This is a genomic window from Swaminathania salitolerans (assembly GCF_007988945.1).
In the GTDB taxonomy this organism is placed as follows: domain Bacteria; phylum Pseudomonadota; class Alphaproteobacteria; order Acetobacterales; family Acetobacteraceae; genus Swaminathania; species Swaminathania salitolerans.
Genome location: NZ_BJVC01000001.1, coordinates 613,039 through 634,068, shown reverse-complemented (window position 1 = coordinate 634,068; position 21,030 = coordinate 613,039). Strand labels below are relative to the sequence as shown.

Annotated in this window: 19 protein-coding genes, 1 tRNA gene and 1 riboswitch; of the genes, 9 read left to right on the top strand and 11 right to left on the bottom strand. The window is 62.3% G+C overall.

All coding sequences use genetic code 11. The features are described 5' to 3' along the window. Window positions 1–9: 9 nt before the first annotated feature. The 9 genes from SSA02_RS02555 to secA form a co-directional block, all read right to left on the bottom strand. Window positions 10–1,005 (bottom strand): energy transducer TonB, encoded by a 996-nt coding sequence (locus tag SSA02_RS02555; RefSeq protein WP_147092325.1) that lies wholly within the window; start codon window positions 1,003–1,005, stop codon window positions 10–12. Window positions 1,006–1,022: 17 nt separating this feature from the next. Then, window positions 1,023–1,457 carry a protein TolR gene (gene tolR, locus SSA02_RS02550; RefSeq protein ID WP_147092324.1) on the bottom strand — a complete coding sequence of 145 codons (435 nt, stop codon included), beginning with the start codon at window positions 1,455–1,457 and terminating at the stop codon, window positions 1,023–1,025. Window positions 1,458–1,462: 5 nt separating this feature from the next. Next, complete coding sequence (gene tolQ, locus SSA02_RS02545) at window positions 1,463–2,131, bottom strand: protein TolQ (RefSeq protein WP_371859161.1); 669 nt, start codon at window positions 2,129–2,131, stop codon at window positions 1,463–1,465. 163 nt (window positions 2,132–2,294) lie between these two features. Continuing rightward, a complete protein-coding gene (locus SSA02_RS02540) occupies window positions 2,295–2,708 on the bottom strand; it encodes a YbgC/FadM family acyl-CoA thioesterase (protein ID WP_147092322.1) in 414 nt (137 codons plus the stop codon). Beyond that, window positions 2,695–3,768 (bottom strand): Holliday junction branch migration DNA helicase RuvB, encoded by a 1,074-nt coding sequence (gene ruvB / locus SSA02_RS02535; protein WP_147092321.1) that lies wholly within the window; start codon window positions 3,766–3,768, stop codon window positions 2,695–2,697. Before ruvB ends, SSA02_RS02540 begins: the two co-directional genes overlap by 14 nt. Continuing rightward, window positions 3,765–4,370 (bottom strand): Holliday junction branch migration protein RuvA, encoded by a 606-nt coding sequence (gene ruvA / locus SSA02_RS02530; protein ID WP_147092320.1) that lies wholly within the window; start codon window positions 4,368–4,370, stop codon window positions 3,765–3,767. The genes ruvB and ruvA overlap by 4 nt, the downstream gene beginning before the upstream one ends. Continuing rightward, on the bottom strand, window positions 4,367–4,873 hold the full coding sequence (ruvC, locus tag SSA02_RS02525; protein ID WP_147092319.1) for a crossover junction endodeoxyribonuclease RuvC: 507 nt from the start codon (window positions 4,871–4,873) through the stop codon (window positions 4,367–4,369). The genes ruvA and ruvC overlap by 4 nt, the downstream gene beginning before the upstream one ends. Continuing rightward, window positions 4,870–5,619 (bottom strand): YebC/PmpR family DNA-binding transcriptional regulator, encoded by a 750-nt coding sequence (locus tag SSA02_RS02520; protein ID WP_147092318.1) that lies wholly within the window; start codon window positions 5,617–5,619, stop codon window positions 4,870–4,872. Before SSA02_RS02520 ends, ruvC begins: the two co-directional genes overlap by 4 nt. A gap of 22 nt (window positions 5,620–5,641) precedes the next feature. Beyond that, on the bottom strand, window positions 5,642–8,368 hold the full coding sequence (gene secA / locus SSA02_RS02515; protein ID WP_147092317.1) for a preprotein translocase subunit SecA: 2,727 nt from the start codon (window positions 8,366–8,368) through the stop codon (window positions 5,642–5,644). Window positions 8,369–8,820: 452 nt separating this feature from the next. Between secA and SSA02_RS02510 the strand changes: the two genes are divergently transcribed. The 7 genes from SSA02_RS02510 (at window position 8,821) to SSA02_RS02480 (ending at window position 15,769) form a co-directional block, all read left to right on the top strand. After that, window positions 8,821–9,747, top strand: coding sequence for a peptidylprolyl isomerase (locus tag SSA02_RS02510; protein ID WP_147092316.1), 927 nt, complete (start codon window positions 8,821–8,823; stop codon window positions 9,745–9,747). Between the two features lie 122 nt (window positions 9,748–9,869). Then, on the top strand, window positions 9,870–11,105 hold the full coding sequence (argJ, locus tag SSA02_RS02505; RefSeq protein WP_147092315.1) for a bifunctional glutamate N-acetyltransferase/amino-acid acetyltransferase ArgJ: 1,236 nt from the start codon (window positions 9,870–9,872) through the stop codon (window positions 11,103–11,105). 370 nt (window positions 11,106–11,475) lie between these two features. Continuing rightward, window positions 11,476–12,711 (top strand): NAD(P)/FAD-dependent oxidoreductase, encoded by a 1,236-nt coding sequence (locus tag SSA02_RS02500; protein ID WP_147092314.1) that lies wholly within the window; start codon window positions 11,476–11,478, stop codon window positions 12,709–12,711. Between the two features lie 15 nt (window positions 12,712–12,726). Next, the gene (locus SSA02_RS02495; RefSeq protein ID WP_186807641.1) at window positions 12,727–13,485 is read left to right on the top strand and encodes a 2OG-Fe dioxygenase family protein; all 759 of its coding nucleotides are present in this window, start codon (window positions 12,727–12,729) and stop codon (window positions 13,483–13,485) included. 55 nt (window positions 13,486–13,540) lie between these two features. Further along, window positions 13,541–14,089: a hypothetical protein gene (locus SSA02_RS02490; RefSeq protein ID WP_147092313.1), complete on the top strand. Its 549-nt coding sequence runs from the start codon at window positions 13,541–13,543 to the stop codon at window positions 14,087–14,089. A 15-nt stretch (window positions 14,090–14,104) separates the two neighbouring features. After that, window positions 14,105–14,704, top strand: coding sequence for an isochorismatase family protein (locus SSA02_RS02485; protein ID WP_147092312.1), 600 nt, complete (start codon window positions 14,105–14,107; stop codon window positions 14,702–14,704). A 78-nt stretch (window positions 14,705–14,782) separates the two neighbouring features. Next, complete coding sequence (locus SSA02_RS02480; protein WP_147092311.1) at window positions 14,783–15,769, top strand: aldo/keto reductase; 987 nt, start codon at window positions 14,783–14,785, stop codon at window positions 15,767–15,769. A 106-nt stretch (window positions 15,770–15,875) separates the two neighbouring features. On the opposite strand, the gene SSA02_RS02475 is transcribed toward SSA02_RS02480, so the two are convergent. Further along, window positions 15,876–15,949, bottom strand: a tRNA-Gly gene (locus SSA02_RS02475). 102 nt (window positions 15,950–16,051) lie between these two features. Further along, window positions 16,052–16,131, top strand: a riboswitch (SAM riboswitch). 61 nt (window positions 16,132–16,192) lie between these two features. Here SSA02_RS02475 and metZ point away from each other — a divergent pair. Together metZ and apaG are read left to right on the top strand one after the other, a co-directional pair. After that, window positions 16,193–17,380, top strand: coding sequence for an O-succinylhomoserine sulfhydrylase (gene metZ, locus SSA02_RS02470; protein WP_147092310.1), 1,188 nt, complete (start codon window positions 16,193–16,195; stop codon window positions 17,378–17,380). 36 nt (window positions 17,381–17,416) lie between these two features. Further along, complete coding sequence (gene apaG, locus SSA02_RS02465) at window positions 17,417–17,890, top strand: Co2+/Mg2+ efflux protein ApaG (protein WP_246103568.1); 474 nt, start codon at window positions 17,417–17,419, stop codon at window positions 17,888–17,890. Here the strand turns inward: apaG and SSA02_RS02460 are convergent. Continuing rightward, on the bottom strand, window positions 17,850–20,672 hold the full coding sequence (locus SSA02_RS02460; protein WP_186807640.1) for a ligand-binding sensor domain-containing diguanylate cyclase: 2,823 nt from the start codon (window positions 20,670–20,672) through the stop codon (window positions 17,850–17,852). The two genes, apaG and SSA02_RS02460, sit on opposite strands and share 41 nt — an antisense overlap. Between the last annotated feature and the right edge of the window lie 358 nt (window positions 20,673–21,030).

The following is a 21,030-nucleotide window of genomic DNA, read 5'->3' as shown; positions in this document are numbered from 1 at the left end:
AGCGTGGGTTTACGGTCGGAACACGAATTTCAGCTCGTGCGTCCTGCCGAGAAGATTCCGGGGGATCGGAAGTTTCGAGCAGGTCGGACTGAGCACGGCATCGCGCGCGCGCTCGGCCAGCGCCCTGTAGGAGGGATCGGCGTTGACTTTCGCCTGGGTATCGGGGGCGAAACGCGCCATTCTCGCTTCTCCGGTCGCATCGACGGTCACGATCAGATGCGCGCTGAATGAGGCATAATTGCGCGCCTGCGTGTCCTCCGAATAGCAGCGACGCACAGACCCGCCGATCGCCTTCTGCTGGGCCGCACTGAGCGCGTTGGTGATATCGCCATTCGGCGCGCCTCCACCGTTGGGCGCACCGCCCTGCCTGGGGTTCGATCGCGCCTTGGGCGGGTGGGTCTGCTTCTGGTCCGCACGGAACGAATCGAGCGTCGCCAGAAGGGAATGGGACTCGGCCTTGGTCTTCTTCGCCGGATTGGGCTGGGTAATGTGAGAGAATTCCGGCGTATCCGGAAGCTTGTCCACGGCCTGCGTCTGGGGAGACGGTGGGGCGACCTGCTTCGAGACCGAAGGCGGAGACGGAAGCGGCGGCGAGGCCTTGATCGGCTCGGCGACGTCATCCACCACTTTCGGTGGCGCCTTCACATCCGGCAAAGGCGGCGTCTTACTCTCTGCGGGAGGCGGAACCGGTTGCGGCGGTGGCGGCGGCGGCTGGGGCTCCTCGACCGGCTGAGGCGTCGGCGGTGTCGGCGCCGGCGGCGCATCGTCGGGAACGGGAGCTGGGGCAGGCGCCGGCTTGGGAGCGGGTTTTTCAGCCTTGTGCGGCGTCGCCGGAGGACCGGCCTCCTCGAAGGCCATCTCGATCGGCGGAGGTTCGGGGGGCTCGGGCGGCTTGCTCATCGGCATACGCAGGAGGAGAAAACCGACGAACAGGGCGTGACCGGCAACGGACGCACCGAGGGCGTAGCGAAAACGCCGGATGTCGGACCGACGGGGACGCAGCAACGCTGCTTCTCCTCTCGTTACTGGCTTGCGGCGGGCTGCTGGGCCAGCAGCGCCACATGGGTGAAGCCACCCGAGGTGATTTTCCCCATGATGTCCATCACCTGACCATAATTGATATGAGCATCGGCCCGGACGAAGATCCGGTGCTCCTTGTCGTTCTGGGCTGCCTGCTGCAGCTGGCCCACGAGCTGATCGGCCGAAACGGGCTCGTCACCCAGATAGATCCCGCCATCGCTCTTGACCGAGACCGTGATCGGCTTGGTATCCGCGTTGAGCGGACTGGCGTCGGTTTTCGGCAGATCGACATTGACGCCGCTCGTCATCATGGGCGCTGTGACCATGAAGATGATCAGCAGCACGAGCATGACATCCACCAGAGGCGTGACGTTGATTTCCGAAGCCGGGCGCCGCCTGCGGCCGCGCATCGGCCCCCCTCCTGCCGACATGCCCATGGATCTCAGCTCCGCTCTTCAGACTGACGCGACAGGATGGCAGCGAACTCCGTGCCGAACGCTTCCATGCGCTCGGCAAAATGGTCCAGCGCGCTGCTCGTCACGTTATAGGCGACATAGGCCGGAATGGCGGTCACGAGCCCTATGGCCGTCGCGAAGAGCGCTTCGGAAATACCCGGCGCGACCACGGCAAGATTGGTGTTGTGCATGGCCGCGATGGACCCGAAGGCATGCATGATGCCCCAGACCGTCCCGAACAGGCCGACGAACGGCGCAACGGGGCCGATCGTGGCAAGAGCCACGACGCGACGGCTGAGACGATCCATCTCGCGTGCGATCGTGATATTGATCGCACGATCGACACGATCCCTCACCCCGCCCCGGGCGAGATCGATCCCGGTGATACGCGCCGAACGACGCCATTCCCCCATCGCAGCGCCGAAGACCGCCGCCATCGGATGCAAAGGCTTGGCGCCGTCGCTGTCGTAGAGATCCTCGAGGCTGCCGCCGGACCAGAACCGGTCCTCGAACGCCGTGGCCTCGCGATTGACGCGCCGGACGAGAACGATCTTCTCGATGATCACGGCCCAGACGAAGGCACTGCACAAGATCAGTCCGATCATCACAAGCTGCACCACGATGGAGGCGTGGAGGAACAGATCCAAAGGTGACAAACCAGACGCGGCCGCCCCGAGGTCAGCCGCATTTACCGCTCGATCCAAAAAAACCTCCTGAGGTTTCGTTCTGCGCCACGCCTATACCGCGCAAGCCCGCCCGGCGCATATCCCAAATCGCTCCGCGCCGTCACGACCTGCCCGCCCGGGATCGTGCCCGCTTTCAGGACCGGTTCGACATGGCCTGGAGGGAAGCACGCCATCGCGGCGGAATTCGGGCAGGCCGGCCCGAATCCTGCGTGATGCAGGCAAGCTCGACTGTCAGTATCGCAGCCTGCATGTCGCCACATGAAAGCGTCTGACGCAACTGGCAACGTGCCTGCCCGATGGAGAGAAGATCTGTGGCGATCTCCACCCAGTCATCCAGACGCAACGGCGCCTGATAGGCAATCTCGAGCCGGGTCACGACGAAAGCGAGACCCGTCTCGGCAAGGAGGCTTGCAACCGACGTCCCCGCCATCCGCAGGGCTTCCGTGCGCGCGCGCTCGGCCAGGGCCAGATAACGCGCGTGATAGACGATCCCGCCCGCATCGGTGTCTTCGTAATAGATCCTGAACCCGGTCTTATGCACCGTCATCCTGATCCTTCAGAAAATCGAATTGCGCGGTCGCGGCGGAGGCAGGCGCCGTCAGGCCGAGATGGCGCCAGCCGCGCTCACCGAGCATGCGCCCGCGCGAGGTGCGCAGCACCAGCCCTTCCTGGATCAGATAGGGCTCGATGACATCCTCGAGCGTGTCGCGCGACTCGGCCAGTGCGGCCGCGAGGGTCTCGACGCCGACCGGGCCGCCGTGATGGTGCTCGGCGATCCGCAGGAGATACCGGCGATCCATGGAATCGAGACCGATCGAATCGACTTCGAGACGCGAAAGCGCGGCATCGGCCATGACCCGCGTGATCGCCCGATCCCGCGGTGCGCCGACTGCGGCAAAATCACGCACCCGCCGCAGCAATCGTCCGGCGATGCGTGGCGTTCCGCGTGCGCGCGAGGCAATCTCCTCGGCGCCGTCCTCGGTCAGGGTCATGCCGAGCTTGCCCGCCCCGCGCGACACGATAAGCCGCAATTCCTCCGCCGTGTAGAAAACGAGGCGCAGCGGAATACCGAACCGGTCGCGCAGCGGCGTCGCAAGGAGTCCGGCCCGCGTCGTTGCCGCAACGAGCGTGAACGGCGAGAGATCGATCCGCACCGAGCGCGCCGCAGGCCCCTCCCCGATGATCAGATCGAGCTGGAAATCCTCCATGGCCGGGTAGAGGACTTCCTCGATGGCCGGCTGCAGGCGATGGATCTCGTCGATGAAGAGCACGTCGCGCGGCTGCAGGTTGGTAAGGATCGCCGCCAGATCTCCCGCACGCTGGATGACGGGGCCTGACGTCGCACGGAAACCGACACCGAGTTCCCGCGCGACGATCTGCGCCAGCGTGGTCTTGCCGAGACCCGGAGGCCCATGCAGCAACACATGATCGAGCGCTTCGCCGCGGCTCTTTGCCGCCTGGATGAAAACGGCGAGATTTTCCCGGCTTGCCCGCTGCCCCGTGAAATCGTCGAGGGTCTGGGGCCGCAAACCGTGATCCGAATCGTCGATGCGCCGCTCGGGATCGAGCGCGCCGCGGTCATGTGCGCCCGTGTCATATCCACTCATCGGGCCAGATCCTTCAGCGCCAGACGTATGACCGTATCGAGCCCCGCGCCCTCATGTTCGGTGAGAATGCGCCCGAGAACGGGCCATGCCTCAGCACGGCGGAAACCCAGCCCCGCCAGAGCCTGAAGAGCATCGTTCTCGATGCTGTGTGCAGCGAGCCCCGCCGCCTTGCCGAGCGGCGCGGCGCCACCGCCGGGCATCTTGCCGACCTTGTTCCTGAGTTCGGTCACGATTCTCTCGGCCAGTCGCGCACCGACACCGGCCGCGCGCGTCAGGGTCGTCTTGTCGCCCGCACCGATGGAAAGCACCAGATCGCCGGGTGTCGCGACCGAGAGAATGGCAAGCGCGACCTTGGCACCGACACCCTGAACCGTGGTGAGAAGCCGGAACCATTCCTGTTCGTCGGCTGTGCGGAAACCGTAAAGCTGGATCGATTCCTCGCGCACGACCGTCTCGATCAGGAGGCGCACGCGCTCGGGCGGTTCGGGCAGGGAGGCCAGCGTTTGCGTAGAGGCCGAGACCACATAGCCCACCCCCGCGACATCGATAAGGCAGCGATCGGCCTCGACCCCGGCGACCACTCCGGTCAGAAGCCCGATCATGCGCTGCGTTTCCCGTTCGAGACGTGACGCGCCGTTTCCCGGTGATGGGCATGGCAGATGGCGACGGCAAGCGCATCGCTGGCATCTGCCTTGTGAATCACCGCACCCGGAAGCAGTCGCTTGACCATCATGGTAACCTGCTCCTTGGTCGCCGCACCCGTCCCGACCACCGATTTCTTGACCATCATCGCGCCGTATTCCGCAACGGGGAGCCCCTCATAAGCCGGCGTCAGCAACGCAACGCCGCGCGCGTAACCGAGCTTGAGCGTGGAGGCGCCATTCCGGTTGACATAGGTCTCCTCCACCGCGGCTTCTGCCGGGGCGAACTCGCGTATGAGTTTCTGCAAGGCGCCATGCAGTTCGCACAGGCGCAGCGGGACGGATTCGGCACCGTCGGTCGCGATGACCCCGGAGGCGACGTGATGCAGCCGGTTCCCCTCCACATCGATCAGCCCCCAGCCCATAAAACGCAGACCGGGATCGATTCCGAGCAGCCTGATCAAGCGGCGAGCGCCTGCGCCACCTCGTCCGGCAGGTCGAAATTCGCATAGACGGCCTGGATATCGTCATTATCCTCGAGCACATCGATCAGCTTCAGGACCGAACGGGCCTTCTCCTCATCCAGCGTGACCGTGTTTTCCGGCCGCCAGTCGAGTTTGGCAGAACGCGGCTCGCCGAAACGGGCCTCGAGCGCATCGCGGACAGCGAAGAGATTTTCCATCGCGCAGGTGATCTCATGCTCTTCCGCGGTGCTCTCGACGTTATCGGCACCTGCCTCGATAGCGGCCTCGAGCATATCCTCCTCCGAGGCGATATCCGCCGGATAGAGCACCACGCCAAGACGCTGGAACATGAAAGAGACCGAGTTGCTCTCGCCCATCGACCCGCCATGCTTGGAAAACGCGGCGCGCACCTCGCTCGCAGTCCGGTTGCGATTATCGGTCAGCCCCTCGACGATGACGGCGACACCAGCCGGACCGTAGCCCTCGTAGCGCACCTCGACATAATCCTCGCCACCCCCGGCACCGCTGGCCTTCTTGATCGCGCGCTCGACATTGTCCTTGGGCATGTTTGCCTCACGCGCGGCGATCATGGCCGCACGCAGCCGCGGGTTGGACGCCGGGTCGGGAAGACCGGAGCGCGCCGCAACGGTGATTTCGCGCAGGATCTTCGCAAACTGCTTGGCGCGCTTGGCATCCTGCGCACCCTTGCGATGCATGATGTTCTTGAATTGCGAATGACCGGCCATCAGACCCTCCTCACCCCTGAAATCAGGCCAGACGGCCGTGACAATGTTTGAACTTCTTTCCCGAACCGCACGGACACGGTGCATTGCGCGGCGTATCCTGCGCGTAGCCCGACGCAGCCTGGGACGGGGAGACCGCAGCGTCATCGGCTCTCGCTCCCATCGCCGGGCCGGGCTGGATGCCGACCTGTCTGGGTTCGAAGCCCTGGCCGGTACCCTCCATGCCCGCTGCGATCGCATGTCCCTCGAATGCGGGGAAGGGATCCGCCTGCTGCACCACCTCGATACGCGACATGGTGGTCGTCACCCTGATGCGCATGTCGTCCAGCATGGCGGTGAAAAGCTGGAAAGCCTCATGCTTGTATTCGTTAAGCGGATCGCGCTGCCCGTAGGCGCGCAGACCGATCCCCTGGCGGAGCTGATCGAGGGCATGGAGATGCTCTTTCCAGACGGCATCGAAAGAGGTGAGCAGGACCTGCTTCTCGATATTACGCATGACGGTCGGGCCGATATTGGCCGAACGCGCCGCCTGGGCCTGGGCTGCGGCCTCTTCCACGCGCTGGATGATCAGCTCCGCATCCATGCCGTCTTCCCGCGCCCATTCACGAACGGGCAGAGCGAGATTGAGCAGGGACAGAAGATCGCTCTCGAGCGCCTCGCTCTCCCATTGCTCGGCAAAGGCCTTCTCCGGGATGCGTGCATGAACGGCTTCCTCGATGCTCTGCTCGCGAAGCTCCTGGATGATGCCGGATACATCCTCCATCGCCATGTATTCGCGGCGCTGGGCGTATACCTCCTTGCGCTGGTCGTTCATGACGTCGTCATATTTGAGGACGTTCTTGCGCATGTCGAAATTGCGCGCCTCGACCTTTTTCTGGGCGCGCTCGAGGGCCTTGTTCAGCCAGGGATGGACGATCGCCTCGCCTTCCTTCATCCCCAGTTTCGTCCAGAACTGCCCCATGCGCTCGCCGCCATAGATCCGCATGAGATCGTCTTCGAGCGACAGGAAGAAACGCGAGGCACCCGGATCGCCCTGACGGCCGGACCGGCCGCGCAACTGGTTGTCGATCCGGCGGCTCTCATGACGCTCCGTACCGATCACGTACAGGCCGCCCAGTTCCTTGACCTTTCCGTGATTGACCGCGATTTCCTCACGCAGACGGAGGGATTCGGCTTCACGGGCGGCCTCGTCCTCGATGCCCTCCAGCCTGTGCCGGAGCAGCATGTCGAGATTGCCGCCCAGTTTGATATCGGTTCCGCGTCCGGCCATGTTCGTCGCGATCGTGATCGCGCCGGGCGCACCCGCCTGTGCCACGATTTCGGACTCGCGCTCGTGAAAACGCGCGTTCAGCACGCTATGCGGCACGTTCTTCTTCTTGAGCTGGTTCGACAGATATTCGCTCTTCTCGATCGAGGTCGTGCCGACGAGAACGGGCTGCCCCGTTGCCGAAACCTCCTGGATCAGATTGGCGACGGCGTCGAACTTCTCACGCGCGGTGATATAGACCTCGTCATCCGTATCCTTGCGCGCGACCGGCAGGTTGGTCGGAATCTCCACGACCTCGAGCTTGTAGATCTCGGCGAATTCGTCGGCCTCCGTCATCGCCGTGCCGGTCATGCCCGAGAGCTTCGGATAGAGCCGGAAGTAGTTCTGGAAGGTGATCGAGGCCAGGGTCTGGTTCTCTGGCTGGATCTCGACATGTTCCTTCGCCTCGAGCGCCTGATGAAGGCCGTCGGAATAGCGCCGGCCATCCATCATGCGGCCGGTGAATTCATCGATGATGATCACCTTTCCGCCGCGCACGATATATTCGACATCCCGTGCGAAAAGCGTGTGCGCGCGCAGGGATTGCTGCACATGATGCATCACCGCGATGTTGTGCACGTCGTAGAGTCCGCCCTCGTGCAGCACGCCTGCCTCACGCAGAAGCGCCTCGATCTGGTCGGAGCCCTGCTCGGTCAGGATGACCGTGCGGAGTTTCTCGTCCTTCTCGAACGCGTCGGTATTCCTGACCAGATCGACCATCACGTCATCGACGGCGCGATAGAGCTCCGAGCTGTCATCGGCGGGGCCGGAAATGATGAGCGGCGTGCGCGCCTCATCGATCAGGATCGAGTCGACCTCATCCACGATCGCATGGAAAAAGGGACGCTGGACCATTTCCTCCAGCGTGTACTTCATGTTGTCGCGGAGATAATCGAAGCCGAATTCGTTGTTCGTGCCGTATGTGATGTCGCAGGCATAGGCTGTACGGCGCTCGTCATCGGAGAGATTGGGCACGATGACACCGGTGGTCAGACCGAGGAAACCGTAAAGACGGCTCATTTCCTCGGCATCGCGCCGGGCGAGATAATCGTTGACCGTGACCACATGCACACCCTTGCCGGCGAGGGCGCTGAGATAGACGGCGAGCGTGGCCACGAGGGTCTTGCCTTCGCCCGTGCGCATCTCGGCGATCCGCCCCGAATGCAACACCATGCCGCCCACGAGCTGAACGTCGAAATGGCGCATGCCGAGCACACGACGCGATGCCTCGCGACAGACCGCGAAAGCCTCCGGCATGAGCGCATCGAGGCTCTCGCCCGCGGCGATCCTCTGCCGGAACGCCTCGGTCCTGGCGGAAAGCGCATCGTCGTCCAGCGCCTGCATCGCGGGTTCGAGCGCATTGATCTCCGGCAGGCGCTTCTGATAGCCCTTGAGCGAGCGATCATTGGCGGTACCGAACACGGCGCGGGCGATACGTGCGAACATGTCTGTCCTTCTGGCGACCTGGTCCGGAGAGATGGACCGCGAAATGAAGAGGCGTTTCTTCCTTGTCCGCCGACACCGGGGCCGACGGTGATCCGGAATGCCTGGCGGAAACGCAAGCGGCGGCGGCGCCGACCTGCCGGAGCAGGATCGGGACGATCCGCGCGTGAAGTGAGATAAGGCGCTGCCATGGCTTGGTCAACCGAGCGCGGTGGCGAAGACCGGACACGGGAGCCCGGCTCGAGACGCCCTCTGCACGTCCGCCCGGCCTCCCGGCGCGGTTTCGGCCTCGAGCCGTACCATCGGGTCAGCCCGGCCGGGGGAGCCAGATCGGGGGATCCCGCTCGGGGGAGCGCGATCAAAACCGCCGAACCGCATGGCTGCGGCCTTGCCGACTGGAAGAGGCTGGGCCATGCTGCAGGAAGTTCCACGAGTTTTATCGAGGTTGTTTCTCCATGCGGCTTTCCCGCCCGGCACTTTTCTGCGCCGCCCTTATCTCCGGCACGACCCTGGCAGCTCAGGCCTTTGCCGCCCCCGCTCCTGCCGCTCCGGCAAAGGCGGCGTCCGCTCCGGCGACTCCGGCAGCCCCGAGCAATCCGAACCCGCTGATCGCTTCGGTCAACGGCCAGAACATCTATCTGGAAGACGTGAAGCACGCTGCGGCCAATCTGCCGCCGCAGGCGCGTCAGCTCCAGCCCAACACGCTGGTCGGACTTCTGGTTAACCAGATCATCAGCCAGAAGGCGATCCAGATCGACGCCATGAAGGAAGGGCTGGAGAAGAAGCCCGAGGTCAAGGCGCAGATGGAAGAGGCCGCCGACGGCGCCCTGCAGAATGCCTATCTCCAGGAAAAGGTGACCCCGCTCGTCACCGAGGACGCCATCAAGGCGGCGTACGAAAAGAACTACGCCTCGAAGAAGGGCGAGAAGGAGATCCATGCCCGCCACATTCTGGTTGCGACCGAAGCGCAGGCCAAGGATGTGATCAAGCAGCTCAATCACGGCGCGAAATTCGAGGATCTGGCCAAGAAGCTCTCCACCGACAAGGGTTCGGGCGCGAGCGGTGGCGATCTCGGCTGGTTCAAGAAAGACGATATGCTGCCCGAGTTCTCCAAGGCCGCTTTCGCAATGAAGCCCAATGCGATCAGCCAGACCCCGGTCAAGACGCAGTACGGCTATCACGTCATTCAGGTTCTCGGTTCGCGCGATGCGCCTGTGCCGCCGCTCGATCAGGTCCATGACGAGATCCGCCAGCAGCTGATCCGCGACAATGTCCGCAAGGTCGTCCAGCAGGCCCAGGACAAGGTCAAGATCGTCCGTTACGACGCCCAGGGCAAGCCCATCGACCCGAACGCCAAGCCGGCCGCCCCGACGAAGAAATAAGAGCCTCCGCTCACATCTCTCTCAGTTTTCCGGTCTTTTCATCCCCCCGGCGGGATGGAGGGCTGGACCTGAGCGGCCAGCCGTGCATCCTCCTCCGAACGTTTCAAGTCCGGAGACAGATCATGGCAGAAGCCCTTCCCCGCTCCCCCCTCGCCCAGCCACTTCCGACGCTCGTCCCGGTTGCAGGCGTGCGGCTGGGGGCGATCGCCGCGCAGATCCGCTACAAGGATCGTCCCGACCTGATGATGATGACCTTCGCGCCGGAAACGACGGTTGCAGGTGTCTTCACGCGCAGCAAGTGCCCCGGTGCCCCGATCGACTGGAGCCGGGCGGCCCTCGCTCAGGGCAAGGCGCGCGCTCTGGTGGTCAATTCCGGCAATGCGAATGTCTTCACGGGCCGGGCGGGCATTCTCGCAACCCAGATCACCGCCGCTTCGGCCGCGCGCGTCGCACAATGTGCGGCTACCGATGTCTTTCTCGCTTCGACGGGCGTGATCGGCGAGCCTCTGGATGCCGAGCGTATCAGCGCTGCCATGCCCGCCCTGCACGACCGGTTGTCCGCGGATGGCTGGGAGGACGCGGCAAGAGCCATCATGACCACCGACACCTTCCCCAAGGCGGCAATCCGCAAGACCCGGATCGGCGATACCGAGATCACGCTGCAGGGCATCGCCAAGGGAAGCGGCATGATCGCCCCCGACATGGCCACCATGCTCGGCTTCGTGGCGACCGATGCCTCGCTCCCGAACGAGGTACTCCAGTCCCTGCTCTCGCGCGGCTGCAACCGGAGTTTCAACGCAATCACCGTCGATTCGGACATGTCGACCTCCGATATGGTCCTTCTCTTCGCGACCGGTCAGGCAGGCAACACCCCCGTGACCTCGGCCGAGGACCCTGCCCTCGCCGCTTTCAGGGAGGCGCTCGACTCCCTGCTGCTCGAACTCGCCCTCATGGTCGTGCGCGATGGCGAGGGCGCCAGCAAACTCTTCTCGGTGCGGGTGACGGGGGCTGTCTCGGACGATTCGGCCAAGAGGATCGCACTGGCAATCGGAAATTCCCCTCTGGTCAAGACGGCGATCGCTGGCGAGGACGCCAACTGGGGACGAATCGTCATGGCCGTGGGCAAGAGCGGCGAGGCAGCCAATCGCGATACGCTCTCCATCGCGATCGGCGGCACCTGGATCGCCCGTCAGGGCACCGTGGTCGATGGTTATGACGAAACCCCCGTCGTCGCCCATATGAAAGGCGACGAGATCGACATCATGGTCGATCTGGGACTGGCGAACGGGCATGCCCGTATCTGGAGCTGCGATCTGACCCACGGCTATATCGATATCAACGGCTCTTACCGGAGCTGATTTCTCCCCGGGTTGCGGAGGCGCAACCCGGGTTATACCCTCTGCCCTCCGACGCCATTGCCTCGGTGTCGCGTGTCATCGCCGCGAGTTGGGGCCGCGAATTGGGGCCGCGCGTCATGGCCACAAGTCATGGCCGCGTCCCGTAGCCGTTTTTCCTGGCCCCGCATCGCAGGGAGCGGGAGCAAAGACGCACCGATATTTCGTACTGTTTCGGTCTTGTTTTTGACCGCTTTCAGGTGAACGGACGGGTAGACGGATGCGTTGTCTGATCCCACATTATGGGTAAAGCCACGGCGCCCGACGCCGTGAAACCGATATCGACGCATCGACACACCGTCTTGCCAGACGGCCGAAGATCAGGGGAACAGGCATGGCTAATGGATTGCGCGTGGTCATCATCGGCGGCGGCGTCGCCGGGATGGAGACTGCGATGACGCTCGGTCGCAGCGGGAATCGCGAGATCGAGACCACGCTGATCGACAAGGGTGCCGTGCATTACTGGAAACCGATGCTGCACGAATTTGCGGCAGGAACCGGAGAGCAGTCGCGGGACTGCACCACATTCGAGGAAGCCAGCCGCCGTTTCGGTTTCCGCTTCATCCAGAGCGCTCTTGCAAGCGTGGATCGCGAAAAGCACGAGATCCGTCTGACCAATGACAAGGTCGTGCCCTACGACATGCTCGTCGTCTCGCTCGGCTCGCGCTCGAACGATTTCGGCATTTCAGGCGTGATGGCCAATTGCACGTTCATCGATTCCCTGCCAGATGCCGATATCTTCCACGAGAAATTCCGCACCGCCTTCCGGGACGCGGTCGCCGAAGGGCGTCCGCTCGAGGTCGGGATCGTCGGCGGAGGAGCGACCGGTACGCAGCTCGCTGCGGAACTGTGCAGCGCGATCGACCTTGCTCCGGGCTACGGCAAGGAAGCACGACGCAAGACACTGCGCCTCTCCCTGATCGAGACCGGTGCGCGTATCCTGCCCGCTTTCCCCGAGCGCGTTTCCGCAGATGCCCGTCGTCAGCTCGAGGCGCTCGGCGTTTCCGTGCTGACCGAAGCCATGGTCACCTCCGTGGATGAGCAGGGCTTTCATCTGAAGGATGGCCGTGTCGTCCCGGCCGAGCTGCGTGTCTGGGCAGCCGGCGTGCGCGCCAGCGCGGCGACTGCGCTTTTCGAAGGACTGGAAATCGCCAAGGGCGGACAGATCGTCGTCAACCATCATATGCAATCCACGAGCGACACCTCGATTTTCGCGCTCGGTGACTGCGCGCGTATCAAGGACTCGCCCCTTCCGGCCACGGCGCAGGTTGCCCGTCAGCAGGGGATCTATCTCGGCAGGGCCATTCCGGTCATCGCAGCCGGTCGGGAGCCGTCGACATTTGTTTACCGCGACCGAGGTGCGGTCGTCTCGCTCGGCGACTATAACGGGTGGGGCATGGTCGGGTCCTCGACGAGTTTCGGTGGCGGCTTCCTGCGCGGCCTCGCGCCAAGATGGCTTCACGATCTGATTTTCCGTCAGCATCAGATCGGGGTCATGGGCGTGGGACGCGGGGTGTCCGCGTTTCTCAAGGCCCATCTGAGCCCGACCAGACCTCGCCTCGATCAGTGACGATATGGTTGTGACATGACCCAGCAGAGACCCGGCCCCTTTCCTTCCGCAGAGAGCACCTCGCTCGATTCGATGGTGGATATCCTGCGTGAGCGCGGTTTCACCTTCACGCGCGGAGAGGCCATGCGCCCTTTTCTGGAAGGGTTCGGGTTCGCGGACTGGCCTCGCTTTGCCGAAAGCTGGAACCGCCTCGGTCTGGATCGCTACATGGCGGATGGCGGGCGCTATCGGAAACGACGCTATGCGACCTATGCGCTGAGCGAGGCGCGTATCGAGCGCAAGCGCCATCAGCCGCATTACCAGAGCCGCGACTACAATCTCCTGAATGGCGGGATCGAACGCTGGTTCGGCCCCGTGGAGGATGCGATCGCAACGCATCCGGCCATGATCGCCATTCTGCGGGCCGCGCATCTTCTCGCCCTGCGCATGACCCCCGCCCCGACCCAGCCCGATAGCTGGCACGCCGAGGTCCATCAGTTCCGGATTGAGGCACAGGCCGGCCATACGGGCCAGCCCACGCCAGAGGGCATGCATCGCGACGGCGTGGACTGGGTTCTGGTGCTCATGGTCAATCGTGAGAACGTCGCCTCCGGCGTTACCTCGATCCATAACGACCAGAGACAGGAAATCGGGACCTTCACGCTGGAGAAACCGCTCGATACGGCGCTGGTGGACGACCATCGCGTCTATCATGGCGTTACACCCGTCGAGCCTATCGATCCGGCGCGACCGGCGTATCGCGACGTTCTGGTCGTAACGCTGCGCCACGCCTAATATAGGCAGCAATGGCCGCACGCCCGGTGCGGCCCGCTAGCCCGGTGAGGTATGAATGCGCGCTCGATTGGTTCTGTCGGTCATGATTCTGGCGGGATTCGCGCCCGGTCACGCCCAGGCACGCAGTCACGGACATCACGCGACGTCCAGGGCGACGCCCCGCCCCGTGCTGCTGTCGGAGCAGCCGGGAACGGAACTCGATCGTGAAGCCCGGCGACTGAACGCGGCCGATCTGGCGGACGACGCGAAGCATCGCGATCAACCGGTCGTCCTCGTCGCCTCGGCTCCGCTCTCTTCGGCACCCGGAGATATGGCCCTTTTCGTCCAGATCCAGTCCGCGCGTCTGTGCGGCTCCGCAGGATGCTCGACCTCCGTCTATCTGCGTCACAAGGGCGGCTGGAAACTGGTTCTCGATTCGGTCAGCGGTGCGATTGCCGTTCTGCCCACGAAGCATCGCGGGATGCACGATCTCCTGATCGACAAGAACGATCGCTGGAGCTGGAACGGCTCGACCTATCAGGAGGGCGTACCGACCCCTGCAAGACGCAGGTCGAAACCCGTGCCGAAAGCACCCGCACCGGAAAGGAAATATCTGAGAGGATAAAGGAGGACCCCGTTCATGGCCGACAGCTTCCGTCTCGATCCCGATGACATCGTCTATCTCTTTGCCGATCTCCAGCCATTCCTGGTCAGGAACAGCCTCACCAACCCACCCCGGATGATCGCGGCCGGTGCGAAGGCTCTGGCCGAGACCGCAACCCTTCTGGGTCAGCCGATCCTGTTCAGTGTCATCTCCGAGCAGGGGAAACAGGCAACCCACTGCCCTGAACTGGCGCCTTTCGCGACCGGGTCCAACGTCCACACACGGACCGTGGCCAGCCCCCTCATGGATCGCGGCCTTATGAACGCCCTTTCGGCCACACGCCGCAGGACCCTGGTCCTTTGTGGCTACTCGGTCGAGGCGGTCATCCTGTTCTCTGCGCTGGACGCTCTGGAGAGGGACTTCAGGGTGATCGTTGCGCTCGACGCATGCGGTGCCCGGTCCGCCCGCTCCGAAGCAGCGGTCCTGCGTCGCGTGGAACGTGCCGGAGCGACCGTGTCATCCGTCATCGCCGTGGTCATGGGATGCCTGCCCGATTTCACGAGCGCACAGGGTCGGGCGGGTTTCGATATCGTGCATGAGCTCATGGCCATGAACCCATCCGACGCGCCGGAATAAACGTCGCGTTGAATTCCGCTCAATGCACCCGGACCGTCGAGGCGCGTTCTGGGTGCAATGACAGGGAGGATGCAGGCGATGAACTACCGCAAACTCGGCCGGACCGGCCTCAAGGTCAGTCCACTCTGCCTCGGGGCCATGAATTTCGGCGATGTGACGGCCGAACCGGACAGTTTCCGGATCATGGACGAGGCGCTGGCCGCCGGTATCAACTATTTCGATACGGCAGATGTCTATGGCGGGCCGCAGACACCCGACATGGAGAAGGGGTACGGCACCTCCGAAGAGATCATCGGAAACTGGTTCGAACGATCCGGCCAGCGCAATTCCGTCGTGCTCGCGACGAAGTTCTATCAGCCCATGGGGACCGGGCCGAATGATCGCGGTCTTTCGGCCTTTCATATCCGGGAAGCCTGCGAGGCGAGTCTGAAACGTCTGAAGACCGACCGGATCGATCTTTACCAGATGCATCATTCGGACATGAGCGTCCCGCAGGACGAACTCTGGCAGGCACTGGACCTTCTGGTCGCCCAGGGCAAGATTCTCTATGTCGGCAGCAGCAACCATGCGGGATGGCAGATCGCAACCACGCATCTCGCGGCACAGGCGCGGGGATCGCTGGGACTCGTGTCGGAGCAGAGCTATTACAATCTCATGGAGCGCACGGTCGAGCTCGAGGTTCTTCCCGCCTGCCGCCATCACGGTCTGGGTCTGGTCTGCTGGAGTCCTCTCAATCGCGGCCTTCTCGGAGGCGTACTCCACGCATCCGCCAATGGCCGCCGCGCCCGTCCGGATGTGAAGGAAAACATAGACCGCCATCGTCCGCAGCTCGAACGTTACGAATCGTTCTGCGCCGGGCTGGGCGCACCCCCCGCAGCAGTCGCCATGGCATGGCTCCGTCAGAACCCGGTCGTTACCGCCCCCATCATAGGGCCGCGCACCCTGGAGCAGCTCAATGCCGCGCTCGACAGCCTGTCGCTGGAGCTTTCGCGCGAGGATCTGGCCACGCTGGACGAGATCTGGCCGGGCCCCGGGGGGCAAGCGCCCCAGGCCTATGCCTGGTAGATATCCGGGAGCGGGGATCGCGTGATCCCCGGGCGCGGGCGTTCCAGCCCTGACGGGGATGCAAGACCAGCCTGCCATCCCACACTGGAGATCCGACGACGGGTCATGGAGCGGGTGAAGGGAATCGAACCCTCGTATGCAGCTTGGGAAGCTGCCGTTCTACCATTGAACTACACCCGCATCTAGAAGCGCTTTTACCCCAGCTTTCTGTCTTGTGCAATCTCGACCGCGCCGTATTGACGCGATCGACGCGCTCCGGGCATAGTCCGGGCGCTGCCTCCTGCTGGCAGTCCTCGCGATTTGGAAGGCCGGATTGCGGCGAGGTTAAAAAACAGCGCTAAAGAGGCCCGGGATCCCTGTATCTCTGGACTTCCACGGCCAGAATCGCCTTCCACCCCGGACGGCATTTTGGAGCGTCATCCCATGACAGAATCTTCCTACGGACCGTCGACCCGGCTTCTGCACGACCATGTCGCGCGTACCGAACACGGAGAGACGAGCGAGGCGATCTTCCTGACCTCCGGCTTCGTCTACGACAACGCCGAACAGGCCGCCGCGACCTTCACTGGCGATACCGAGCATTATCAGTATTCCCGCTTCGGCAATCCCACGACCGACGCATTGCAGACCCGGCTTGCGCGCCTCGAAGGCGCAGAGGCATGCATCGTTACCGCCAGCGGCATGGGGGCCGTCTCCTCCGCGCTGCTCGCCCAACTCAAGGCGGGCGATCGCGTCGTGGCTTCGCGCGCGCTGTTCGGATCCTGCTACTGGATCGTCACCGCGCTTCTGCCCCGATACGGGATCGAGACGGTTCTGGTGGACGGCGATGACGCCGAAGGCTGGGAGCGCGCCTTGTCTGAACCGACCGCCGCGGTTCTCATCGAAAGCCCGTCCAACCCGATGCTGGACGTTCTGGATATCCGGAGGATTGCCGAACTGAGCCATGGTGCCGGGGCGCTGCTCATGGTCGACAATGTCTTCGCCTCCCCGATCGGCCAGAAACCGCTCGATCTCGGGGCCGATGTCGTCCTTTATTCCTGCACGAAACATATCGACGGTCAGGGTCGCGTGCTAGGCGGTGCCGTGCTCGGGCGCAAACAGTGGATCGAGGAGGTGCTCCAGCCTTTCACGCGTAACACAGGCAATGCCCTCTCGCCTTTCAATGCGTGGGTCCTGCTCAAGGGTCTCGAGACCCTTCCGCTGCGCGTCAACGCAATGGCTGCGAATGCCCTGACCGTGGCTCGCTTCCTCGAGAGTTCGGGAGCGATCGCGCGGGTGAGTTATCCGGGCCTCGAATCGCATCCCCAGCACGCACTCGCCCGGGAGCAGATGCATAATGGGGGCTCTCTCGTCGCATTCGAGGTCCCCGGAGGGAAAGAAGGGGCCTTCCGTTTCCTCAACGCACTTCGCCTGATCGCGATCTCGAACAATCTGGGGGATGCGCGCTCGCTCGCGACGCATCCTGCCACGACCACGCATATGAAGATCGCCCCCGAGGAACGGGCTCGACTGGGCATTACCGACGGTGCCATCCGGCTCTCGGTCGGCCTCGAGGATAGTGCTGATCTCCTCGCCGATCTCCAGCGGGGGCTCGACGCGCTCAAAGGCTGATTGCGTTCGGCGCGATCATCGTCCTACAAGGCGGGCATGTCGCAAAATCCTGTGCCACCCCGTCTTGCCGCCGATCCCGAAGCCGCACTCGCGGATGCCATGGAAGCCGCCCCCCGTTACGAGGCGATCACCGATGACGTGACGGTGGTGGTGCGTGTTTTCTGGCTGGAAGACCAGTCGCAGCCCGACGAGCATCATCATGCATGGGCCTATCATATCCGCATCGAAAACGGCGGCAGCGAGACCATCCAGCTTCTGAGCCGCTACTGGGCAATTACCGACGGTCGCGGCAAAACCGATCATGTGCATGGCGATGGCGTGATCGGAGAACAGCCTGTTCTCGCAGCGGGAGAGAGCTTCGAATACACGTCGGGTGTGGCGCTTCCCACGCCGTGCGGATTCATGCAGGGCTGCTACCACATGATCAACCCGAGCTCGGGGGCGCGATTCGAAATCGCAATTCCGCTTTTCAGCCTGGACAGCCCTCATCGTCTCGGCCTGATTCACTGACGACGATGCGCCCGCGCCCGCCGAGCTTGGCCTCATAAAGCGCCTTGTCCGCCCGCTCGATCGCATCCGACCAGACATCGCCCGGCCAGGTATCGGTGATCCCCGCGCTGCATCCTATGGGCATCGTGCCAGCGCGGGTTTCGAACGCAACGCCGCTGAGGGTTGCCAGCAATTCGGAGATTCGCGCTACGGCATCGGGAAATGGACCGGCGACAAGGATCAGAAACTCCTCCCCTCCGTAGCGACCGACAATCTCGGTTCCCTTTTTCTCGCGAAGAAGCCTGGCTCCGATTTCCACCAGGATCTCATCGCCGATGGTATGACCGAAACTGTCGTTGATGGACTTGAAATAATCGATATCGAACAAGGCAAGGGCCGCCATTGCAGCATCCGGTCCGGTCGCAGAACGCTCTTTCCCGTTTCGAGATGCCATCGTCTCCATCAGGCGCCGGGCACTGGCCTCGGCGGTCCGGCGGTTCATGAGCCGGGTCAGGCCATCCTGCCTGGCCTGCTGCTCGAGCGCCTTCTGCGCCGCCTGCATCTCCCGCGTCCGCTCATCGACCAGCGTCTCGAGAACGCGCTGTCGCTTCATCAGATATCTGAACCGCAGACGGTTCAGCGTATAGGGCAGCACGGGAATAGCGACGACATAGAGCACGATCAGCGGCCATGCCTGCCACCAGGGGCGCTGCATCCTTATATCGAGCACGATCGGAGCCGATATGAGATTGCGCTTGTCGTTGACCGCCTCGACGAACAGACGGGAATGACCTGCGGGCACGTAGTTGTAGCGTATCTCACCGGTCGAGCTACCGATCCACTGGCTATCCACGCCTTCCATACGGTAACGAAACTGCGTGGTGGCGGAAAGCTCGGTATTCAGGGTTCCCAGCTTGACGGAAAGAGACTCATGCGTGAAAGGGACCGCCTTCTCGGGCAGGGGTTTGTCGCCGAGCATGACCCTTACGAAGACAGGCTTCAGGTCCTGATACTGGAAGTAATGCTCAGGATGGCGCAGATGGGTCGCACCCCGGTTACTCCCGACCCAGAGACTGCCATCTCTGTCTTCGGTTATGCCCCTGGCGCTAATATCGGTGGAGACGAGACCGTCATCCTTGTCGATCCTCACCCATTCCTTCCCGTTATACCCCGCAAGCATACTCTCGCTTCCTACCCACAGCCAGTGGCGGGAATCGCAGAAGAGGGTGAATACCATCTCCGACCCGATCTTGTCGGAAGAAACAGGCTCGATCGAGACGATGCGGTTCCCGGAGAGACGAATATGGATAAGCCCGGTTCTCGCGCCCGCGCCGCCGATCCAGAGATCGTTTTCGGATGTGAAAGCCATGCTGACCACCCAGAAATTGGGTCCGCTCGGCCAGGAAGCAAGCATATGAACTGGCGTACCATTCCCGTCGAGACGGAAAAGACCTTTCCGGGTAGCGAACCAGAGGTCCCGACCGCATCGCAGCGTCAGAAAATCGATTTCCCCTTCGAACCTCTTTCTCGACGTGAAACTCTCTTTACCATTGTCTTTCGCCCCCTCGCCTCCCCACGAAAACAATCCATGAAGTGTCGCGATCCAGAGTTGACCGGCACGAGGCCCTGCGGAAACGCGCGCGAGCTGTGTCGCATCCCTCACAGTCACGCGCTTGTCGCAGACGAGTCGGCTCTCGACGATTTTACAACGGGTGACATACTCGCGGGATGGTGAGATCCAGAAATGTGGCGGGCCATCCCACGTAAAGGCCACTGAACTCAGCTCGGCGAGTTTTTTCTCAGCACCTGAACCGCGACGATAATAGAGGGATCTATCGGCGCTGAGAATCTGAGCGTCACCCAGCTGCCTTACGTGCCAAACGGTTTCGAACTGGCTCGAGACGAGGTTTTCAAGACTTCCCCAGCCGATAAATCTGACCAGGTCGACATCGTCCCTGACAGACCAGAACTGATGATCTCGATCGAGAAACGAGGAGAATATATCCTGCTCGCGATTGAAATCATCATTTAGTACATTCCACCCTTCTCCTGTATATGATGAAATCTTGTGACCATCGTAGAAGAGAAAAGAGCTCCGATCTCTCATTAGAGAGTATATTGCTCTGCGTTCCGGCACATCGTTTTCAAGTCGTTTATAGGGCAGGTCTTTCCAATGGAAAAATCTGTCAAGATACCTGATCCTTCCTTGTTCAAAAAAAAGAACAGGATTAGTTCGCCTCACCTTGTTTATCCCAATGAACACCCCTCTCTTACCAAGACAAAACAGAACATGACCTTCTGTATCGAATAAAATATTGCTATTCGCGTCTACAATGACAAATTTGTCTTCTATCTTCGATACACTCAGTTCAGTCGATTTGATCGTCAGATCTCGCTCGCAATCGGCCCGCCTGGCAGCATCGAGGATACAACGACGCAGCCCCTCTCTTTCGATGACGAATATAATTCCCCGCTCGTAATACGCGAGGAACTCTCCATGAGCGCCCTCGATCGAGATTCTTCGATATACGAGGTCGAGAGGCGAGATCCGGGCGCTTGTCTTTTGCCTAGCGACAAACAGCGTCTTGCGGTCCTGGAAATAAAGAAGACCATCGGATGAGATGTTGGTCGAAGAGGCAGTCGGGGTCTTCCCTCTTTCTACAGGGACAGGCAACGGAACGAAGTATTTTCCATCGAGAAAATATGAACCCCGCCTAGTCTGAAAGTACAAATACCCGTAATTGTCCTGGGTAATATCGTAGATGTAAGTACTTCCGATTCCGTCCTGCTCCGTAAACTCCATCTCCCTGAGATGCAAATTTCCGGCTGAACAGGATACCGGCCAATTCACAAGGATTGCGGCCAGGATCATAGAGTCACAAAAGCGTCGCAGGCCCATGAAGAGCCTGCGCGCAACGTGCAATGAGTTTGCTGTGTTTCTCATTTTTGCGGAGGAAGACGCATCGAGAGCGGGCAACATTTCAGCCGCCAGTGCCGGTTCTTTGCGCGATTCGACGACCTCTCCCCGAAGAAATGGAAGGCTCCTCCTAGCTTCACGCTGCCTTTGTCGCCGGAATCACTACACTATCGATCCACATCTCGGGTCGAACCCCCAGGTGCATGCATGGGGATTACCAGTCGGTGCCTCCCCCGGATTATAG

What these genes read in the sequence shown, in the direction of transcription:
- SSA02_RS02520 (WP_147092318.1), bottom strand. Translation starts at nt 5,619, where the DNA reads ATGGCCGGTCATTCGCAATTCAAGAACATCATGCATCGCAAGGGTGCG.
- SSA02_RS02540 (WP_147092322.1), bottom strand. Translation starts at nt 2,708, where the DNA reads ATGACGGTGCATAAGACCGGGTTCAGGATCTATTACGAAGACACCGAT.
- SSA02_RS02485 (WP_147092312.1), top strand. Translation starts at nt 14,105, where the DNA reads ATGGCCGACAGCTTCCGTCTCGATCCCGATGACATCGTCTATCTCTTT.
- secA (WP_147092317.1), bottom strand. Translation starts at nt 8,368, where the DNA reads ATGTTCGCACGTATCGCCCGCGCCGTGTTCGGTACCGCCAATGATCGC.
- apaG (WP_246103568.1), top strand. Translation starts at nt 17,417, where the DNA reads ATGTCGCAAAATCCTGTGCCACCCCGTCTTGCCGCCGATCCCGAAGCC.
- SSA02_RS02480 (WP_147092311.1), top strand. Translation starts at nt 14,783, where the DNA reads ATGAACTACCGCAAACTCGGCCGGACCGGCCTCAAGGTCAGTCCACTC.
- SSA02_RS02500 (WP_147092314.1), top strand. Translation starts at nt 11,476, where the DNA reads ATGGCTAATGGATTGCGCGTGGTCATCATCGGCGGCGGCGTCGCCGGG.
- SSA02_RS02460 (WP_186807640.1), bottom strand. Translation starts at nt 20,672, where the DNA reads ATGGAGTTTACGGAGCAGGACGGAATCGGAAGTACTTACATCTACGAT.
- SSA02_RS02510 (WP_147092316.1), top strand. Translation starts at nt 8,821, where the DNA reads ATGCGGCTTTCCCGCCCGGCACTTTTCTGCGCCGCCCTTATCTCCGGC.
- SSA02_RS02495 (WP_186807641.1), top strand. Translation starts at nt 12,727, where the DNA reads ATGACCCAGCAGAGACCCGGCCCCTTTCCTTCCGCAGAGAGCACCTCG.
- ruvA (WP_147092320.1), bottom strand. Translation starts at nt 4,370, where the DNA reads ATGATCGGGCTTCTGACCGGAGTGGTCGCCGGGGTCGAGGCCGATCGC.
- argJ (WP_147092315.1), top strand. Translation starts at nt 9,870, where the DNA reads ATGGCAGAAGCCCTTCCCCGCTCCCCCCTCGCCCAGCCACTTCCGACG.
- tolR (WP_147092324.1), bottom strand. Translation starts at nt 1,457, where the DNA reads ATGGGCATGTCGGCAGGAGGGGGGCCGATGCGCGGCCGCAGGCGGCGC.
- SSA02_RS02490 (WP_147092313.1), top strand. Translation starts at nt 13,541, where the DNA reads ATGCGCGCTCGATTGGTTCTGTCGGTCATGATTCTGGCGGGATTCGCG.
- ruvB (WP_147092321.1), bottom strand. Translation starts at nt 3,768, where the DNA reads ATGAGTGGATATGACACGGGCGCACATGACCGCGGCGCGCTCGATCCC.
- metZ (WP_147092310.1), top strand. Translation starts at nt 16,193, where the DNA reads ATGACAGAATCTTCCTACGGACCGTCGACCCGGCTTCTGCACGACCAT.